Source organism: Paracoccus indicus (assembly GCF_003056335.1).
In the GTDB taxonomy this organism is placed as follows: Bacteria; Pseudomonadota; Alphaproteobacteria; order Rhodobacterales; family Rhodobacteraceae; genus Paracoccus; species Paracoccus indicus.
Genome location: NZ_PYWA01000002.1, coordinates 445,748 through 465,234, shown reverse-complemented (window position 1 = coordinate 465,234; position 19,487 = coordinate 445,748). Strand labels below are relative to the sequence as shown.

General features: G+C 65.7%; 16 protein-coding genes. 3 read left to right on the top strand and 13 right to left on the bottom strand.

Features of this window, described 5'->3' with window-relative positions; all coding sequences use genetic code 11:
- Positions 1-49: 49 nt before the first annotated feature.
- From DDE75_RS05180 to DDE75_RS05170, 3 genes are all read right to left on the bottom strand, one after another.
- On the bottom strand, positions 50-2,593 hold the full coding sequence (locus DDE75_RS05180; protein ID WP_108501287.1) for a penicillin-binding protein 1A: 2,544 nt from the start codon (positions 2,591-2,593) through the stop codon (positions 50-52).
- 77 nt (positions 2,594-2,670) lie between these two features.
- Positions 2,671-3,891, bottom strand: coding sequence for an N-acetylmuramoyl-L-alanine amidase (locus DDE75_RS05175; RefSeq protein WP_108501286.1), 1,221 nt, complete (start codon positions 3,889-3,891; stop codon positions 2,671-2,673).
- Positions 3,888-5,024 (bottom strand): pyridoxal phosphate-dependent aminotransferase, encoded by a 1,137-nt coding sequence (locus DDE75_RS05170; protein ID WP_108501285.1) that lies wholly within the window; start codon positions 5,022-5,024, stop codon positions 3,888-3,890. Before DDE75_RS05170 ends, DDE75_RS05175 begins: the two co-directional genes overlap by 4 nt.
- A gap of 172 nt (positions 5,025-5,196) precedes the next feature.
- Between DDE75_RS05170 and DDE75_RS05165 the strand changes: the two genes are divergently transcribed.
- A complete protein-coding gene (locus DDE75_RS05165; protein WP_108501368.1) occupies positions 5,197-5,949 on the top strand; it encodes a DsbA family protein in 753 nt (250 codons plus the stop codon).
- A gap of 39 nt (positions 5,950-5,988) precedes the next feature.
- On the opposite strand, the gene DDE75_RS05160 is transcribed toward DDE75_RS05165, so the two are convergent.
- From DDE75_RS05160 to DDE75_RS05135, 6 genes are all read right to left on the bottom strand, one after another.
- Positions 5,989-7,422: a mannose-1-phosphate guanylyltransferase/mannose-6-phosphate isomerase gene (locus tag DDE75_RS05160; RefSeq protein ID WP_108501284.1), complete on the bottom strand. Its 1,434-nt coding sequence runs from the start codon at positions 7,420-7,422 to the stop codon at positions 5,989-5,991.
- Between the two features lie 179 nt (positions 7,423-7,601).
- The gene (locus DDE75_RS05155; protein WP_108501283.1) at positions 7,602-11,102 is read right to left on the bottom strand and encodes a TSCPD domain-containing protein; all 3,501 of its coding nucleotides are present in this window, start codon (positions 11,100-11,102) and stop codon (positions 7,602-7,604) included.
- 409 nt (positions 11,103-11,511) lie between these two features.
- The gene (locus DDE75_RS05150) at positions 11,512-12,024 is read right to left on the bottom strand and encodes a 5-formyltetrahydrofolate cyclo-ligase (RefSeq protein WP_108501367.1); all 513 of its coding nucleotides are present in this window, start codon (positions 12,022-12,024) and stop codon (positions 11,512-11,514) included.
- A gap of 23 nt (positions 12,025-12,047) precedes the next feature.
- On the bottom strand, positions 12,048-13,451 hold the full coding sequence (gene mgtE, locus DDE75_RS05145) for a magnesium transporter (protein ID WP_108501282.1): 1,404 nt from the start codon (positions 13,449-13,451) through the stop codon (positions 12,048-12,050).
- Between the two features lie 40 nt (positions 13,452-13,491).
- Positions 13,492-14,277 (bottom strand): inositol monophosphatase family protein, encoded by a 786-nt coding sequence (locus DDE75_RS05140; RefSeq protein WP_108501281.1) that lies wholly within the window; start codon positions 14,275-14,277, stop codon positions 13,492-13,494.
- A 117-nt stretch (positions 14,278-14,394) separates the two neighbouring features.
- Positions 14,395-14,754: a helix-turn-helix domain-containing protein gene (locus DDE75_RS05135; protein ID WP_072297702.1), complete on the bottom strand. Its 360-nt coding sequence runs from the start codon at positions 14,752-14,754 to the stop codon at positions 14,395-14,397.
- A 188-nt stretch (positions 14,755-14,942) separates the two neighbouring features.
- Between DDE75_RS05135 and DDE75_RS05130 the strand changes: the two genes are divergently transcribed.
- Both DDE75_RS05130 and DDE75_RS05125 read left to right on the top strand, forming a co-directional pair.
- Positions 14,943-15,902, top strand: a complete 960-nt coding sequence (locus DDE75_RS05130) for an NADPH:quinone oxidoreductase family protein (RefSeq protein ID WP_108501280.1) — start codon at positions 14,943-14,945, stop codon at positions 15,900-15,902.
- A gap of 105 nt (positions 15,903-16,007) precedes the next feature.
- A complete protein-coding gene (locus DDE75_RS05125) occupies positions 16,008-16,757 on the top strand; it encodes a Bax inhibitor-1/YccA family protein (protein WP_108501279.1) in 750 nt (249 codons plus the stop codon).
- 65 nt (positions 16,758-16,822) lie between these two features.
- Here the strand turns inward: DDE75_RS05125 and DDE75_RS05120 are convergent, their stop codons facing one another.
- The 4 genes from DDE75_RS05120 to rplU form a co-directional block, all read right to left on the bottom strand.
- Entirely contained in the window at positions 16,823-17,821 is a 999-nt protein-coding gene (locus DDE75_RS05120) for an LLM class flavin-dependent oxidoreductase (protein WP_108501366.1), read from the bottom strand.
- Positions 17,822-17,938: 117 nt separating this feature from the next.
- Complete coding sequence (locus tag DDE75_RS05115; RefSeq protein ID WP_162798904.1) at positions 17,939-18,511, bottom strand: GNAT family N-acetyltransferase; 573 nt, start codon at positions 18,509-18,511, stop codon at positions 17,939-17,941.
- Positions 18,512-18,632: 121 nt separating this feature from the next.
- Positions 18,633-18,905: a 50S ribosomal protein L27 gene (rpmA, locus tag DDE75_RS05110; protein ID WP_108501278.1), complete on the bottom strand. Its 273-nt coding sequence runs from the start codon at positions 18,903-18,905 to the stop codon at positions 18,633-18,635.
- Positions 18,906-18,917: 12 nt separating this feature from the next.
- The gene (gene rplU / locus DDE75_RS05105; protein ID WP_072297697.1) at positions 18,918-19,292 is read right to left on the bottom strand and encodes a 50S ribosomal protein L21; all 375 of its coding nucleotides are present in this window, start codon (positions 19,290-19,292) and stop codon (positions 18,918-18,920) included.
- Positions 19,293-19,487: the final 195 nt, after the last annotated feature.

Genomic DNA, 19,487 nt, shown 5'->3' with positions numbered 1-19,487 from the left:
GGGTGATAACGCGGCAGGCGGCCTTGGGCAAGACCACCCGCCGCCGCGATCAGTAAAGACCGCCCGAGGACATCGACCCGAAATCGGCCCGCTTGGGGATCACCCGCTTCTGCCCGGTCGAGGTGGTGATCGAGGTGGCGGCCGCGGCCCCCGCCTCCCACGGCAGGATGACGTTGTTGTCACCGAAGCCCGAGACGACATAGGGCGTCAGCCAATCGGGATCGGTGCCGTCGCGGAAGTATTCCGAGATGACATTGGGACCCGAAGCATCGTCGGGCAGGCGCTGACCGGTCACGCGGTCGATCTTGACCCAATAGCCACCCGGCGGAACCTTGAATTCCGTGCCGCCAAGCTTGCGCACCGCGTCGCGCATGAAGGCGTTGAACACCGGCACGCAAAGCGTCCCGCCATAGGCGCTGTTGCCAAGCGAGCGTGGCTGGTCGAAACCGATATAGCATCCCGCAACGATATTGCTGGAATAGCCGATGAACCACACGTCCTTGGCGTCGTTCGTAGTGCCGGTCTTGCCCGCGATGGGCACAGGCAGGTTGACGCCCTTGCCCGATCCGCGCTTGACCACCCCCTCCATCATCGAGGTCAGCTGATAGGCGGTGACGGCATCCATGACCCGTTCGCGGTTGCTGTCGATGACCGGGCCCTGACCCACGGGCAAGGGCTGCATGCCGCAGGTTTCGCAGACCCGCTGATCATGGCGATAGACGGTGCGCCCGCGGCGGTCCTGCACGCGGTCGACCAGCGTGGGTTCGACCCGTTCGCCGCCATTGGCGAACATGGCATAGGCGGCGACCATCTTGAAAAGCGTCGTTTCCTGCGCACCAAGGGCGTTGGCCAGGAAGGGGCGCAGCTTGTCATAGACGCCGAAATCCTCGGCATAGCGGGCGACCTGATCCATGCCGATATCGTCGGCAATGCGGATGGTCATCAGGTTGCGCGACTGTTCGATGCCGGTGCGCAAGGGCGTCGGCCCGTAGTGCTGCCCCGAGCTGTTCTTGGGTTCCCACAGGCCCTGCGGCGTGTTCACGCGGATCGGTTCGTCGACCACGATGGTCGCGGGGGTATAGTTGTTGTCCAGCGCCGCAGCATAGACGAAGGGCTTGAAGGACGACCCCGGCTGGCGCTGCGCCTGCGTGGCCCGGTTGAAGACCGAGCTTTGGTACGAAAACCCGCCCTGCATCGCCAGCACGCGCCCGGTGTTAACGTCCATCGCCATGAAGCCGCCCTGCACCTGCGGCACCTGCCGCAAAGTCCAGCGGATGAAGCTGCCGTCGCTGTCGCTGGTCATGGCGCGCACCAGAACCACGTCGCCCACGTCCAGCAGGTCGTCGGCCACCTGCGCACGGGGGCCGAGGCTGCCGTCGGCATTGCGCTTGCGGGCCCATTGGACGTCCTTGGCGGGGATCCAATGGCCGTCGGCGTCCTCCTCGATGCCCTCGATGCCGATGCGGGCGTCGCTGGCGCCCATTTCCAGCACGACGGCGGGGTGCCAGCCGGGGATGTCGCGCGGCAGGCGCAGGTCCCACAGGGCACCGCGCCATGCGACCTGGTCGGTCAGTGCCTCGGGGGGCAGGACCTCGCCGGTGCCGCGCCAGACGCCACGACCGCGGTCGTATTGCTCCAGTGCCTCTTGGAGGGCGGTGGCGGCTTCGGATTGCAGGTCGGGATCGACGGTGGCGCGGATGGTCATTCCGCCGCCGAAGAATTCGTCCTGACCGAATTCGCGGCTCAGCTGGCGGCGGATCTCATCGGTGAAGTAGTCACGGTTCGGCAGCTGGTTCTGGAATGACTTGAAGTCGCCGTTCTGGACCGAGCGCAGCGGCAGCTTGGCCTCGGCCTCATAGGTGGCCTCGTCGATATAGCCGTTCTGCCACATCTCGCGCAGGACATAGTTGCGACGTTCGGTGACACGCTCCTTGGCGCGCACGGGGTGATAGCGGCCCGGCGCCTGCGGCATAGAGGCCAGCATCGCGGCCTCATGCGGGGCCAGTTCGGTCAGCGACTTGTTGAAATAGGTCTGGGCGGCGGCGGCGACGCCGAAGCTGTTCTGGCCCAGAAAGATCTCGTTCAGGTACAGATCCAGGATCTGGTCCTTGGAGAGCGTCTGTTCCAGCCGCGATGCCAGGATCAGTTCCTTGACCTTGCGTTCGACGCTGCGGTCGCTGGACAGCAGGAAGTTCTTCATCACCTGCTGGGTGATGGTGGACGCGCCGCGCACCTGCGATCCGCCGCTGGCCGCCGCCTGATAGGCCGCCCCCAGGATGCCGCGCAGGTCATAGCCAGGGTGGGAATAGAAATTCTTGTCCTCGGCGCTGACGAAGGCCTGCTTGACCAGATCGGGCACCTCGTCGATGGGTACGAAGATGCGGCGTTCATCCGCGAATTCGTCGATCAGCTGGCCTTCGGCGGAGTAGATGCGGCTGATCGTCTTGGGCGAATATTGGGCCAGCGTCTCATGGCTGGGCAGATCGCGGGAATAGACCCAGAAGATCCCGCCAAGCGTCAGGGCGATGAAGAAGCTGGCGGTCACGAACCATGAAAAGATCGCTCCGATGAATGAAAGTATGGCTCGCAGCACGTCATGTCGCCTTCTGGAAATCCCAAGGCCAGTCTATAGCGGCAGAGGCCCCCACGGTCAAAGCAACACTGGGTGTGTCACCGGCGCAGCAGGGAACCGCGCGCGGCCTCGTCGTGCCACCAGCCAAGGGTCGCCTCGGTCACGGCGCGGACCATGCGCGCGCGCCATAGCGGATCGGACATCTTCGACAGGTCGTCATTGTCGGTGATGAAGCCCAGCTCCAGCAGGACCGAGGTGATGTCGGGCGACTTCAGGACCGAGAAGGCCGCCCCCTGCACGGGACGCCCGTGCAGCCCGATCCCCATCAGCGCCATGCGCGAGATCAGCTGGCGGGCATAGGCCTCGGACCGGGGCTGGGTGTCGGTGCGGGCGAAATCGATCAGCGCATGGGCCAGCGCGTCGTCCTGGCCCGACAGGTCCATCCCCAGCAGCAGGTCCTTGCGTTCGTGGCGCGCGACCAGCTGGCGGGAGGCGCGTTCATCGGCCGATTTGCTCCAGACATAGACGGTGGCGCCTGCCGCCTGCCCCTTGGGCAGCGCATCGGCATGCAGCGAGATCATCAGATGCGACCCCGCCTGCCGCGCCGCCGTCATCCGATCCTCCAACGGAACGAAGACGTCCTTGTCGCGGGTCATGTTGACCGTGACGCCCTTTTCGGTCAGCGCATCGCGCAGCTCCTGCGCGAAGGTCAGGACCAGTTCGGCCTCGGTGGTGGCACCGGCCTGCGCGCCCGGATCGAAACCGCCGTGGCCGGGATCCAGCGTGACGACCAGCCCCTCGCCCCGGATGGGGGTGTCCGAGAGTTCAGCCGGATCGGGCAGGTTGCGCAGCGCCGCCGCCGCCGAGGGACGCGGACTGAAGTCGTCGGGCGAAACCGGCCAGAGCGCGACGTTCAGCCGCGCCTGCGCACCGCGCGTGTCCATCCCCGCGCTGGCCACGCGGAAGGGGCCGGGCAGCTCCATCACGATCCGCGACCAGCCGCGGCGAAAGCTGCCGCTGCGGATGGCTGGCAGCAGCTCACCTCCGAAGATGGCCGAGAAATCCTGCCCGACCATATTGGCACCCTTCAGGTCGATCACCAGCCGCGCCGGATCGCCGACCAGGAACACGCGATAGGGCACCGCCTGATCGATCGCCAGCGACAGGTCCAGCGCACGCGGCCCGAAAAGGCGCTGCCACCACCCCGCATCGCGCTGCGTCACCGAAGACGCGCCCAGATCGATGCGCGCCGGACCCTGCGCCAGCGCGGGCGGCGCGATGGCCAGCATCAGGAACAGAAGGGCCGCGCGCAGGATCATCGGCGGGCCATGTACTCGGTCAGGCGGCGCAGGCCCTCGGCGATGTCGGCGGTCGCCCGGGCATAGGAAAAGCGCAAGGTCTGCCCCCCGCGCACAGGGTCGAAGTCCAGCCCCGGCGTGACGGCGACGCCCGCATGTTCCAGGATCTCGGCGGCCAGCGCCACCGAGTCATCGGTCAGATGCGACACATCGGCATAGATATAGAAGGCGCCCTCGGGCGGCGCGATGCGGTCGAAGCCCGCCTTGGGAAGTTCCTGAAGCATCAGGCGGCGGTTCTCGGCATAGACGGCCAAGTTGGCCTCGGCCTCATCCGCGCAGTCCAGCGCGGCCAGTGCGGCGATCTGGCTGGCATGGGGCGGACAGATGAACATGTTCTGCGCCAAGCGTTCCACGGTGCGGACCTGTTCGGGCGGCACCACCATCCAGCCGATCCGCCATCCGGTCATGGAAAAGTATTTGCTGAAAGAGTTTACGACGAAAACCTCATCCGTCACCTCAAGCGCGGAATGGCAGCGGTCGCCATAGGACAGCCCGTGATAGATCTCGTCCGAGATGACGGCCACGCCCTTCGCCTGCGCCGCATCTGTCAGGGCGCGCAGTTCCGGCACGTTCAGCACCGTGCCCGACGGATTGCCGGGCGACGCCAGGATCAGCCCTTGCACGCCGTCCGGAATGTCGGTCGGGCGCGGCTGATAGCGGTCCTCGGGGCGGGTCTGGATGCCCACGGGTTCCAGCGACATCGCCTTCAGGATCTGGCGATAGCTGGGGTAGCCGGGGAACCCCATCGCCACCTTGTCGCCCGCATCGAAGAGCGCCGAAAACGCCAGCAGGAACGCCCCGCTGCTGCCCGAGGTGACGACGACGCGGCCGGGGTCCAGATCGACCCCGTACCAGCGCCGGTACAGGTCCGCGATCCCCTGACGCAGCGTCGGCAGCCCAAGCGCCGAGGTGTATCCAAGCGGCTGATCCAGCGCGCCTGCCAAGGCACGGCGCGCGCCTTCGGGGGCGGGGGTGCCGGGCTGGCCGACCTCCATGTGGATGATGTGGCGACCCTGTGCCTCGGCGCGTTGGGCGGCCTCCATCACGTCCATGACGATGAAGGGGTCGACCTGTCCGCGGGTGGAATGTCGCATGCTGCTGCCCCTGTTCTTCTTGTTCTGCGGCCCGGTGATAGCGCGGGCCGACCCGACCATCCAGCCTTTTGCGCGCGCCTGCGACCGTCACGCAGCCTTGTTCGCAGGCATTCTTGCCATCGCCGGGCACGCAGTCCAAGCTGCCGCAAAGACAAACCGAAGGGTTCCCACCATGAAACGCCTGATCGCCGCGCTTCTTCTTGGCGCGACACCTGTCCTGACCGCCCCCGCCATGGCCTTCGACATCGGGGCGATGACCGATGCCGAAAAGGCCGATTTCGGCGCGGCGGTCCGCGAATACCTGATGGCCAACCCGCAGGTCCTGATCGAATCGATCAACGAGCTGGAAAGCCGTCAGGCCGAACAGGCCGCCAAGAACGACGTCGATCTGGTGGCCGAAAACCACGATGCTATCTTCGATGATGGCCACAGCTGGGTCGGCGGCAATCCCGATGGCGATCTGACCATGGTCGAATTCATGGACTACCGCTGCGGCGTCTGCCGCCAGTTCAACCAGGAGGTCGTCGATGCCGTCGAGGATGACGGCAATATCCGCCTGATCATCAAGGAATTTCCGATCCTCGGGCAGGACAGCGAGGCCTCCAGCCGCTTTGCCATCGCCGTCAAGCAGATCGCGGGCGACGAGGCCTACAAGGCCGCCCATGACGCGCTGATCACCCTGCGCAGTCCAGCCAATGAAGACGCCCTGCGCAAGCTGGCCGATCAGATCGAGGTGGATGCCGACAAGGTCATCGCGCAGATGACCTCGGACGAGGTGACGCAGGTGCTGGTCAAGAACCGCGAGTTGGGCGAGACGATGGCCATCCAAGGCACGCCAACCTTCATCATCGGCCAGCAGATGCTGCGCGGCGTTCCCCGCGCAGGCGTTGCCAGCGCCATCGAAGAGGTGCGCGAGGCGATGTAAGACGGCCCCGCCCCGCCATGGCGGCGGGGCGGGCGCCCGTCAGTCTGCGCTGCTGCGGGAATAGACGTCCTCGTAGCGGATAATGTCGTCCTCGCCCAGATAGCTGCCGGTCTGGACCTCGATCAGGACCATGGGCACCTTGCCGGGGTTCTCCATCCGGTGGACGGCACCAAGGGGGACGTAGATCGACTGGTTTTCCGTCACCAGCGTGACGTTCTCATCCACCGTGACCTTTGCCGTGCCCGACACCACGATCCAGTGTTCGGACCGATGGACATGGCTTTGCAGCGACAGCGCCGCGCCGGGTTTCACCACGATGCGCTTGACCTGGAAGCGGTCGGCAAGGGCCAGCGTCTCGAACCAGCCCCAGGGGCGGTGATCGCGGGGGAAGGTCTGCGCCTGCTTGGCGCCCTTTTCCTTCAGCGCGGTCACGGCCAGGCGCACGTCCTGCGCCCGCGACTTGTCGGCCACCAGCACCGCATCCGATGTCGCCACCACCATCACGTCCGACAGGCCGATGCCCACGACCTCCAGATCGTCGCTGTCGGACCGCAGCAGCACGTCGCGGCAATCGATCGCGGTCGAGTTGCGGTCCGTGACCACGCCCAGATCCGAGGGCGCATGGCCCAGAGCCTCGCGCCAGACGGCGTCCCAGCCCCCAAGGTCCGACCAGCGTTCCGAAAAGCGCACGACGCTGAGGTTGTCGGCTTTTTCCATCACCGCATAGTCGATGGATTCGTCGCGCAGCCCCTGCCAGGGCACCTTGGCCAGCCGCAGGAAGCCCAGATCCATCTGCGCCTGATCCAGCGCCGCCTGCACGGGTTCGATGTAATCGGCAGCATGGTCGCGGAAAGCCTGGATCATCGCGCCGGCGCTGAACAGGAAGATGCCCGCGTTCCACAGGTAGTTCCCGGCCTCGACCATCTGCGCGGCGCGTTCGGCATCGGGCTTTTCGACGAAGCGCGCCAGCGGCTGCGGCCCCGCCCCGTTCGAGGCCAGCTCGAGATAGCCATAGCCGGTCTCGGGGCGGTCGGGGGTGATGCCGAAGGTGACGATGCGGCCCTGCTGCGCGGCCTCGGTCCCGTCGCGGACGGCAGCGACGAAGGCTTCGGCGTCGGGAATAACGTGATCCGAGGGCGCGACCAACACCAGGCCGTCGGGGTCATCGGCCGCGACCATCATCGCGGCGGCCAGGATGGCGGGCGCGGTGTTGCGGCCCGCCGGTTCGATCATGATCCGGCCGGGCTGAATGGCGGCCTGTTCCAGCTGCTCGGCCACGATGAAGCGGAAGTCGCTGTTGGTCATCACTACCGGATCGTTGAAATCCGGCCCCGAGAGGCGGCGCGCACTGGCTTGGAACAGCGTCTCATCCCCGATCAGCGGGGCGAACTGCTTGGGAAAGCTTTTCCGCGAGACCGGCCAAAGCCGAGTCCCCGAACCCCCAGCCATCAGAACAGGTGTAATCTTGACCATCACGAACCCCCTGGCGCCAAGCGCCCCATTGTCATTGCGCCGGGCCGCGGGGGCCGACGATACCCGCGCAATGAACGATGAACCGCATATGCGCGTCAAGTCGGCCCCGCGTCCCGCTGCCCCAGCCTAGCGCCATGTCGTTGCGGACAAAAGAAAATCCGTCAGGGATGGCCCAGACTTCAGGATGTGCCGCCTGTCCATCCGCATGTGCCGCAGCGGCAGGACGTGCCCTCTTGCCGGATGCTGTCGTGACCGCAGGCGGCGCAATACCGCAGCGCGACCTGCAGGGCGGTCTGACCCTGCGTGGCGGCACCGCCCTGAAGGACCATCAACTCCTGCGGCACGCGCTTGCGCAGATAACCCGCGCTGCTGATCTGGCGCAGCATGGTCAGCGGCTGCATGGCGGGATCGGCCTTGGGCGCCTCGCCCTCGCGCTCGCCCTCGCCCAGGTCGTCGAAGCTGGCGCCTGTGGGTTTGACATGGGCCAGATCGGTGCGGTCCAGATAGCTGACGGCCAGTTCGCGGAAGACGTAATCCAGGATCGAGGTCGCATTCTTGATGCTGTCGTTGCCCTGAACCGCCCCCGCCGGTTCGAAGCGGGTGAAGGTGAAGGCGTCGACGAATTCCTCCAGCGGCACGCCGTATTGAAGGCCCACGGACACCGCGATGGCGAAATTGTTCATCATCGCACGAAAGCCCGCGCCTTCCTTGTGCATGTCGATGAAGATCTCGCCCAGATTGCCGTCGTCATATTCGCCGGTCCGCAGATAGACCTTGTGACCGCCGACGCTGGCCTTCTGGGTATAGCCCTTGCGGCGCAAAGGCAGCTTCTCGCGCTGAGAGCGGATTTCCTTGACGATGATCCGCTCGACGATGCGTTCGGCCATGATGCTGGCGCGCTGGCGGGGCTGGGCGTCGATGACGGCTTGCAGATCCGCGTCCTCGCCGAACAGCGATTGGGCCATGGGTTGGGACAGCCGCGAACCGTCGCGGTGGATGGCGCTGCACTTCAGCCCCTGTGCCCAGGCCACGTCATGGATGGCCAGCGTGTCGGCAATGCTGGCCGCGTTCGGCAGCTGCAGCACCTTGGCGATCCCGCCCGACAGGAAGTCCTGCACCGCCGCCATCATCCGCAACTGGCTGTCCACCGACAGTTGGCGCGTGCCGCAGGGGCTGGCGCAATCGAAGACGGCCAGATCCTGCGGGCGCAGATCAGGGGCGCCCTCGATCGTCATGGTGCCACAGACATGATCGTTCGCCGCCTCGATCTGCGCCTGCGAGAAGCCCAGATGCGCCAGCAGGTCGAAGCCCGGATCGGCCAGCAGTTCGGCCCCTATGCCCAAGGTTCCGCGGCAGAAGTCCCGCCCCAAGGTCCACTGGTTGAAGACGAAGCGGATATCGAAGGCGCCCGCCAGCGCAGCCTCGATCCTTTCCAGTTGTACGGGGCCGAAGCCCTTGGCGGCCAGCGCCTGATGACCGATGGTGGGGCAGCCGACCAAGGTGCCATGACCCGTGGCATGGGCCGCGATGCGGGCGATCTGATCGTCGTCATAGCCAAGCGCCGCCAGACCCTGCGGGATCGCGGGGTTGATGACCTTCTCGGGCATCTGCCTGTTCTGAACCGCGAACTTGACCTGCGCATGATCGGGGTCCAGCCCATGGGTGTCGCAATCAAGGGCCAGCATGACGTCATCCGGGCGGGCCAGCAGGCTGGCCTGCGCATTGCGGAACCCATGCGTCCGACCAAGATCAAGCGCCATGTCCCACGCTTGCCGGGCCTGCGCGACCAGTACCTGATCGGGGCAGGCATCGGCGTTCAGCGGCACCGGCGGCTGGTTCAGCCCGGCGCAATCGCCTGAGCCATACGCCGCGGCGCGGTGGTTGGCGATGACCCGCAGCATGTCGTCCGCATTGCGCGCATGGCCCGCGAAGGCCCCCACCCGTGCCGCCATCTGCGCGCTGGTGGCATAGGCGGTGCCGGTCATCAGCGCCGTGATCGCCGCACCGACCGCGCGCCCCTGATCGCTGTCATAGCCCAGCCCCATCCGCATCAGCAGACTGCCAAGGCCCGAATAACCCAACCCCATGGGGCGGAACTCGAAGCTGCGCTGCGCGATGCGGGCCGTGGGGAGTTGCGCCATCGCGACCGAGATCTCGGACGTCAGGGTCATCAGGCGAGTGGCATGGGCGAAGCCCTCGGCATCGAAGGCGCCGTCCTTCAGGAAGGTCGGCAGGTTCAGCGTGGCGGTGATGCAGGCCGTGTCGTCAAGGAACAGGTATTCGCCCGCCGCACTGCTGCCCCGGATCGGGCCATCCTGCGGACAGCTGTGCCACGCGTTGATCGTATCGTCGAATTGCACCGAAGGGTCGGCGCTGGCCCAAGCGGCATTGCCGATCTGTGCCCAAAGCTCTGCGGCATCGACGGTCTGCGCGATGCCACCATCGGTCCGGCGCAGCAGCGCCCAAGGGGCGCCTTGCTGAACAGCCCGCAGGAAGGCGTCGCTGACGCGGACCGCATTGTCGCTGTTCTGACCCGAGATGCTGGCATAGCCCGCCCCGTCCCAATCCGTGTCGAACCCGGGGAACTGGATGCTGGTGAAGCCCTGCTGACCATATTGCAGCACGCGCAGGATCATGCCCTCGGGGATCATCGCATCGCGCGCATCGCGCATGGCCTGCGTCAGCGCGGGATTGCCCGCCGGATCGGCGCCCCCCTCGGCGGCAGCCGCAAGAATCGCGTTCAGGTGGCGCTGGTGCAGATGCGCCCCCGCGATCATGCTGGAAAGCTTGTTCTCCTCCTCCAGCTTCCAGTCGATGAAATCGCCGACCTCGGGGTGGTCGATATCGCAGATGGCCATCCTGGCGCTGCGCCGCTTGTGGCCGCCGGGCTTGATCGCCCCTGCCGCACGGTCGCCGACGCGCAGGAAATCCATCAGCCCGCTGGAGGAGCCGCCCCGCGACAGGGCCTCCTCCGCGCCGCGCAGATCGCTGAAGTTCGTGCCGCTGCCGCTGGGCTGCTTGAACAGCCGCGCCTCACGCTGCCACAGGTCCATGATGCCGCCGTCTTCCAGCAGGTCGTCGCTGACCGACTGGATGAAGCAGCCATGCGGACGGGGATGACAGGCCTCGGCGCGGACGGGCGCGCCCGTGGCCGGATCGACCCGGAACCCCTGCGGTCCGCTGGCGATGCCATAGGCCCAGTGCAGCCCCGTCGTCTGCCATTGTTCCAGCGAGGGTGCCGCCATCTGGCGGGCCAGCATTGCGCGCATCTCGTCGCTGTAGACGCGGGCCTGATCCGGGGTGTCGAAATAGCCGCCCTTCCACCCCCAATAGGCCCAGGCCCCCGCGATGCGGTCGAAGACCTGCCGTGCATCGGTTTCCGCGCCGAAACGCTGATTGGCGGGCAGGTCCTGCAGGGCGGCCAGATCGGCCTCGTGCCGCCAGAGGAAGTCGGGCACGCCCTCTTCGGGGACGGGCCTGACGATCGCGGGAACGCCTGCCTTGTGGCAATAGGACTGCGCCATGACCTCGGTCGCGATCTGGCTGAAGGCGGCGGGCACCGTGACGGGATCGCCGGGGTGCTCAAGATCCTCGGAGGCGGGGGCCACCATGCGGGTCACGAAGGCAATATCGCCATAGGCCCCATCGGGGGATTGGTGGAAACGACCTTCGATCTGCATGTCAGCGCGTCCTGTATTTGCCTGCCCTCGGACCGCGCGACGCGTGACGACCATTCACGCACCGAAGGCGCGCACTGCCGGTCGCCCCCGGTTTGCTGGACGTGCGCCCCTTGCGCATACCCTCTGCCGCTGCGGCATATCGCGTCAGGTTGCCGCCGCCCACCAATGGGTTCAACGAATTTATTTCCACAAAACCATGGGTTTGTGCGTTGACAGGTCGTATGGGGCACCTCGCGCGGATTCGTGCACAGGATCGCCGCGGTTTGACACCGCCATCAGGAACAGATGCCAAAAACCGCAGCCGGTTCAGACGCTTGCGGGCGGCTGTCCCAAGGATATCCACAGGATTGACCAACGGTCATCCCCAGCTTGCCAACAGCCGATACCCAAATGCCACGCGACGCCGATTTCAGTGAGGTATGGTCAGGGTTTCACGGTCCGTGACGATCAGATCAAGCGGCTGGTCGTAATCCTCGGCCGGAATGGCGGGCAGTTCCTGGCAGGCAAAGGCAATGCCGATGGCCGTCACCGGCCCCGATTCGCGCAAGGCCTGCAGGGTCCGGTCATAGAAGCCTCCGCCATAGCCAAGCCTGTTGCCCTGCCTGTCGAAGCCCGCCAGCGGCACGATCAGCACTTGCGGGGTCAGTTCCGGCGCGTCCGGCGCGGGATGCGAGGTGCCGAAAGGCCCCACCTGCAACGGCTGCCCCTGCCATGCGCGAAAGACCAGCGGTCGGTCCTTGCCTGTCACCACGGGCAGGCACAAAGGGCCGTCATGGGCGGCCATGGCGGCGCGGGGGTCGACCTCGTCCCGCATCGGCCAATATCCGGCCAGCACTGCCCCGCCATGGGGGGCCAGCGCCGTGATCAGGTGGCGATCCAGCGCCGCCTGATCGCCCCCCTGCCCGCGCGCCTTCAGGGCCATGCGCCGCAGAACCGCCTTGTCGCTCACAGCAGCACCGCCGAGGCCAGCCCTAGGAAAGCCATGAAGCCGATCACATCTGTCATCATCGTCACGAAGGTCCCCGAGGCCAGCGCCGGGTCCGCCCCCAGCTTGTTCAGCGCCAGCGGCACCAAGATCCCCGCCAAGGCCGCCACCATCAAGTTGATGACCATGGCCATGCCGATCACCGCCGCCAGCCAGGCGTCCTGGAACCACAGGAAGGTGATGACCGCCATGATCGCGCCGAAGACCAGCCCGTTGATCAGGCCCACCGTCATCTCACGCCGCACCACCCGCAGCGCGTTCGAGGACGACAGGTCGCGCGTCGCCAGGCCGCGCACCGCGACGGTCAGCGTCTGCGTGCCCGCATTGCCGCCCATCGAGGCGACGATGGGCATCAGCACCGCCAGCGCCACCAGCTGGGAAATCGCCCCCTCGAACAGGGCGATGACGGCGGCGGCGGCCAGGGCGGTCGGGATGTTGGTTGCCAGCCAGGGCACACGCTGGCGCACCGTCTGCACCACGCTGTCCGAGATGCTGGATTCGTCGCCCACACCGGCAAGGCGCAGGATGTCCTCTTCGTGTTCCTCGTCAAGGACGGCCATGGCGTCATCAATGGTGATGACGCCGACCAGCCGGTCGTCGCTGTCCACCACGGGGGCGGAGATCAGGTGATACTGGTTGAAGATATAGGCGACATCGGCTTCCTCGGCATAGGCGCTGATGGTGCGGAAGCTGTCCTCGGCCATGTCGCGCAGCACGGCATCGCGGCGCGATGCCAGAAGGCGGCCAAGCGTGACATAGCCGATGGGGTGGCGGCGCGGATCGACCAGGATGATGTGATAGAACTGCTCGGGCAGCCATTCCTCACGGCGCATGTAGTCGATGGCATCGCCCACGGTCCAATGCTCGGGGGCGGTGACGACCTCGGACTGCATCAGGCGGCCGGCGGAATATTCCGGATAGGCCAGCGATTGGCGCACGGCGGCCTGGTCGCTGTCGTCTAGCGCCGACAGGATCTCGTCGCGGTCGGTGTCGTCCAGATCCTCGACTAGGTCGACGACGTCGTCGCTGTCCATCTCTCGCACGGCATCGGCCAGGACGTGGCGGGGCAGCAGCTCCAGCACCTCTTCGCGGATGGATTCGTCGATCTCGGACAGGATCTCGCCGTCGATCTCGGCGCCGTAGAGTTCCAGGAACAGGCGACGACGACCGGGCGAGAGCTGCTCGATGATATCGGCGATATCGGCGCCATGCAGCTTTTCCAGCAGCGCGTTCAGACCCGGCTGATCGCCCTGGTCCAGGATGTCGTCCAGGCGGTCTAGGAATTCCGGGCTGGTGACGTAATCCCCGTCGCCCTGTTCCGGGGTCGGGGTCTGATCGATCTGCAGGCGGTCGTGGTCGGTCATGCTGCCCCTTCCTTCGGATGTCGTGCTGGGTGGCGGTGGTTCAACCCGCCAACAGCGCCAGTGCGGCTGCGTGCAGTTCGGGGCTGGCGGCGGCGATGACCTGCCCGCCCTGCGCCGCAGGACCGCCCTGCCAGTCGGTCACGATGCCACCCGCCGCCTGAACGACGGCAAGCGGTCCCGCGATGTCATAGGATTGCAGCCCGGCCTCAATCACCAGATCGATCTGACCAAGCGCCAGCAGCGCATAGGCATAGCAGTCCAGCCCATAGCGCGTCAGCCGCACTTGGTCGGCCACGCGACGAAAGGCCTGCGCTTCGGACGGGGTGCCGACCTCGGGGAAGGTCGTCATCAGGGTCGCGCGATCCAGCGCAACGTCGCGGCGCACCTTCAAAGGGCGGCTGCCATGGGGGCCGGTCAGCTGGGCGCGGCCCAACCCGCCCTCGAACCTTTCGCCGGTATAGGGCTGGTCGATCAGGCCATAGATCACGTCTTTCCCGTCCGACACCCCGATCAGCACCCCCCAGCTGGTCGCGCCACTGATGAAGGCGCGCGTGCCGTCGATGGGGTCCAGGATCCAGGTCAGACCGCTGGACCCGGCGCTGTGGCCGAATTCCTCGCCCAGGATGGCGTCATCGGGGCGGTTGCTGGCCAGAACCGCGCGCATCGCCTGTTCGGCGTCGCGGTCGGCCTGAGTCACGGGGTCGAAATCGGCAGGACGCTTGTTGTCTGCGACCAGATCGTCGCTGCGAAACAGCGGCAGGATCGCCTTGCGGGCGGCGTCTGCCATGTCATGCGCGGTTCGAATGATCTGCGATGCGTCCTGCATGATGGTCCCCTGTCGCCAATTGACGCAGGTGTAACCCGAATGCGGCGCAGGGGCCAGACGCGAACGGGGGATGCCGGCCCGCGCGCATCCGCCGCGGAACGACAGTTTCGTGACCGGTCAGGCGGCGTCCGACAGGACGCGGGCCAGTTCGAAGATCTGCCGACGCTGCGCTTCCGGCATGGCATAGTATGCACGCACCAGTTGCAGGGCTTCCTTGTCGGCGAACATGTCGCCTTCGACGATCTGCGACATGGCCCCTTCGTGCAGCCCTTCGAAGAAGAAGCTGACCGGAACATCCACCGCATGGGCGATATCCCACAGACGCGAGGCGGAAACGCGGTTCATCCCGGTTTCATACTTCTGGATCTGCTGGAACTTGATACCGACCTTGTCGGCCAGTTGCTGCTGAGTCATTCCGATCATCCAGCGACGATGACGGATACGCTTACCAACATGAACATCAACACTATGCTTCATCGTTAACCTCACTCAATCTGTAGCGGTGGTACGACGAGAAGGCACAATTCTACAGTGTCATCTTGGTTAACAGGCCCGATCTTGACCAAAAAGACAGGTCTGTGACAGCCTTCCGGGCGTGCCGGACCGAATGGTTGGGCTAACGTGAGCGTCAACACCGTCCTGCACGCGTCTTCCCGGGAGGAAACATGATTCGCCAAGCCCAGATTCTCGCCCTTGGTCAGGGGCCCGTCGTCACCTCTGTCCCGCCCCCCGTCGCAGGTCCGGGGCAGGTCCTGGTCAGGATGGGCGCCTCGGCCTTGAATTTCGCGGATTTGCTGAAGGCGCAAGGCAGCTATCAGGAACCTCAGGACCCGCCATTCACCCCCGGACTGGAAGGCGCGGGAACCGTGATCGAGGCCCCGGCGGATTGCGATCTGGTGGCGGGAACAAGGGTCGTCGTGTCCTGCCCCGGCACGATGGCGCAGATCATCGCGACCGATCCCGCCAATCTGCAGCCCATTCCCGACAGCATGAGCTTCGAACAGGCGGCCGGCTTCCAGGTGGCTTATGGGACAAGTCATCTGGCCCTCACCGGTCCCGGTTCCCTGCGCCAAGGCCAGACCCTGGTGGTGCTGGGCGCCGCCGGAGGGGTCGGCCTGACCGCCGTCGAGATCGGCGCCGCACTTGGCGCGCATGTCATCGGCGTGGCCCGCGGGGCCGAGCGGCTGCAGACCGTCCGCGAGGCGGGCGCCCATCAGGTGATCGACAGCGCCGAGTGTCCCGACCTGCGGCAGGCGCTGCGCGAGATGGGGGGTGCCGATGTCATCTATGACCCCGTGGGCGACGCACCCGGTGCCGCCGCCTTCCGCGCCCTGCGCCCCGGAGGCCGCCATCTGATCATCGGTTTCGCGGGCGGCAAGCCTCCCGCCCTGCCTCTGAACCATGCCTTGGTCAAAAACATCGCCATCCACGGTTTCTACTGGGGCGGGTATCGCAAGCACGATCCCGACGCGCTGCGCGACAGCATGCAGGCGCTTTTCGGACTGTTCGAGGAAGGCAAGCTGACCCCCGTCATGGGCAAGGTCCTGCCCCTTGATCGCATTCAGGAAGGCTATGATCTGCTGCGGGATAGGCGGGCCGTCGGAAAGGTCATCATAACCCTGTAATTGCGGCCATCCGTCGCATCACCGGCATTGAAATGAAACGCCGGACATCCGATATTCAGGGTCACGAAGGGGCATGTCCCCGATTGCCTCACAGAGGAGAGTTCGATGGCAGATTTCAACACTTATCGCACCGCGCAGGGTGTCGGCACCCGCAGCCACGCGGCGGTCGATGAAGGCCTGCGGGCCTACATGAACAAGGTTTATGGGCTGATGGCGGTCGGTATGGGTGTTACCGCCGTCGCCGCCTTCGGCATCTCGACGGCCGCCGTCACGGCCGATGGCCAGCTGACTGGTCTTGGCGCGGCGATCTATACCTCGCCGCTGAAGTGGGTGATCATGTTCGCGCCGCTGCTGATGGTCTTTGCCTTCGGCGCGGCCCTGAACCGCCTGTCGGTCGGCGCGGCCACTGGCCTGTTCTATGCTTTCGCAGCCCTGATGGGCGTCTCGATCAGTTCGATCTTCTTGGTCTATACCCCGTTCTCGATCGTGCAAACCTTTCTGGTGACGGCCATCGCCTTCGCGGGCCTGTCGCTTTGGGGCTATACCACCAAGAAGGACATCTCGGGCTGGGGCAGCTTCCTGATCATGGGCGTGATCGGCCTGATCGTCGCCTCGATCGTGAACATCTTCCTGCAGTCTTCAGCCATGCAGTTCGCGATCTCGGGCCTTGGCGTGCTGATCTTTGCGGGTCTGACGGCCTATGACACGCAGAACATCAAGAACACCTACCTGCAGATGGCGGGTTCGGATGCGGATTTCATCGGCAAGTCGGCCATCATGGGCGCGTTGCAGCTGTATCTGGACTTCCTGAACCTGTTCATGTTCCTGCTGCAGTTCATGGGCAACCGCGAATAATCGCAGGTCATGTCCTGACACAAGAAGGCCCCGCCGGTCATCCGGCGGGGCCTTTTTCATGTGCCTCAGGCGGCGTTGGCCATCGGCAGGTCGGACATTACCTCGGCGGCGATCTCGAAGCTGCGCAGGCGAGCCTTGTGGTCGTGGATCTGGCCGGTCAGGATCACCTCGTCGGGGCGATGCTGTTGCAGCAGGGCGGCCATCTGGTCGCGCACCTGTTCGCGCCCGCCGACGGCGCTGATCCGCAGGGCCCTATCGACCCCCTGCCGGACCGAGGCACCGATTTCCGCATCGATGTCACGCACGGGCCGCGGCAGCTTGCCGGGCTGGCCCGTCCGCAGGCGGGCGAAGGCCAGCTGCATGGTGGTCCGCAAATAGGCGGCCTCGCCGGGATCGTCGGCGGCAAAGACATTCGCGGCCATCACGACATAGGGCTTCTGGCCCCAGGGCGAGGGGCGGAACCGTTCGCGATAGATGGCCAGCGCGCGCTCCATATCGTCGGGGGCGAAGTGGCTGGCGAAGGCATAGGGCAGGCCCAGATGCGCGGCCAGTTGCGCGCCAAAGGTGCTGCTGCCCAGGATCCAGACGGGCACATGCGTGCCCTCGCCGGGGATCGCACGGACGGCAGCATCGGGGCGTTCGTCGCCGAAATATTCCAGCAGCTCGACGACATCCTGCGGGAAGCTGTCGGCCATGGGGTCGCGGCGCAGGGCGCGGATGACGGCACCATCGCCCCCGGGCGCGCGGCCAAGGCCAAGGTCGATGCGGTCCGGAAAGGCGGTGGCCAGCGTGCCGAAAGCCTCGGCCACGGTCAGGGGGGCGTGGTTCGGCAGCATGATGCCACCCGCGCCGACCCGGATACGGCTGGTCGCCTGCGCCACCAGCCCGATCAGGACGGCGGTCGCGGCGCTGGCGATGCCCGGCATGTTGTGATGTTCGGCCAGCCAGAACCGGCGATAACCCCATTCCTCGGCGTGCTGCGCAAGGTCGATGGTGTTGCGAATGGCATCCTGCGCGGTGCTGCCCTCGGGGACAGGCGACAGGTCCAGAAGCGAATATGGGATGTGCTGTGTCATGTGCAGGATTTAATCGCGCGCCCGGCTTTTGCAATGCCCCGAATGCACGATATGCAACTGCCGCATGGCGTCTGAACAGGGGACGCGAACGCCCCCTGAACCCGGTCAGGCCATCTTGCGCAGATAGGTCCAGGTCGGCACCCGCGCATCGCGTGCCACCGACCAGCTTTCCGCATCGCCCAGATAGACGAAGCCGCAATTGGTCAGCACCCGGGCCGAGCCGGCATTGTCCTGAAACGCCTCGGCGAACAGGGTCCGCGCGCCATGCGGATTGGCCGCGACCAGCGCCGCGACGGCCTCGGTCGCGAAGCCGGTGTTCCAGAAGCCCGCACCGATCCAGAAGCCCAGCTCGGACTGATCGCCCTCCATCCGGGTCAAGGACACGACGCCCAGCAGTTCGGACAGCTTGTTCTGCGACCCGTCGATGGCCCAGACATCCTCGGTCCGGTCGGCGGCCAATGCGCGCGCGACGAAGCTTTCCGAGGCGCCATGCGGCAGCGGATGCGGAATGGCGCGGGTGCCTTGGGCCACGCGCTTGTCGGCGGTATAATGCGCGATCAGGCCCGCATCCGACGGACGCAAGGGGCGCAGGGTGAAGCGCGCGGTTGGAATGATCGGCTGGCTCAATTGCGCCGGATCATTCGCCTTGAGGTCATCCAGACGGGTGCCCTCTCTCATCGGTGCAGACATGACCATGTTCCCTCCCCCGGAAACTGGCTGGAAATCGAAAATGATGAAACAGCTGGGGGGACCGGCTTGCGCCGATCCCCCCTTTTAACATCGAAATGTTACGCTCGGGTTACTCGGCAGCTTCGACCGTCGCGGGGACGATCGAAATGAAGGTGCGCCCTTTCAGGCCCTTCTTGAAGCTGACGTGACCATCGGTCAGCGCGAACAGGGTGTGATCCTTGCCCATGCCGACGTTCGTGCCCGGCCACCAGGTGGTGCCGCGCTGACGTGCGATGATGTTGCCCGCGATGGCTGCCTGGCCACCGAACAGTTTGACGCCAAGACGGCGACCGGCGGAATCGCGACCGTTGCGCGACGAACCGCCTGCTTTCTTATGTGCCATGGGTGGTTCTCCTTAGGCTTCAGCTGCGTCTGCAACCTTGGTGCGTGCACCAATGGCTGCCTTGACGCCGGTTTTGTCCGCGCCTTTTTCAAGCACGTCGGTCACGCGCAGCAGGGTCAGCTGCTGGCGATGGCCACGGGTCCGCTGCGAGCTGTGCTTGCGGCGACGCTTGACGAAGGTGATGACTTTGTCGGCCTTGATCTGGTCGATCACTTCGGCCTGGACGCAGGCGCCTTCGATCATGGGCGCACCCAGGGTCGAGCCGACCATCAGAATGTCATTGAACTGGACCTTGTCGCCAGCTGCGGCATTCAGCTTTTCAACGCGCAGGACGTCACCCGCCTGCACCTTGTACTGCTTGCCGCCAGTTTTCAGAACCGCGAACATCGCTTCTTATCCTTTATCAACCGCATCCTGTGGTCCCGACCCTTGGGCCGAAGTTCATGGGTTTCCCCACCGTCGGACAGCGCACCCAACGAAGGGTGTCATTGAAAACAATCAACCGGCCAAGGGCAGATGCCCGGCCGGTGCGTGCCAATTGGCCCATCGCGCCCGCAAAGTCAACCCTTGCGAAAAGAACCG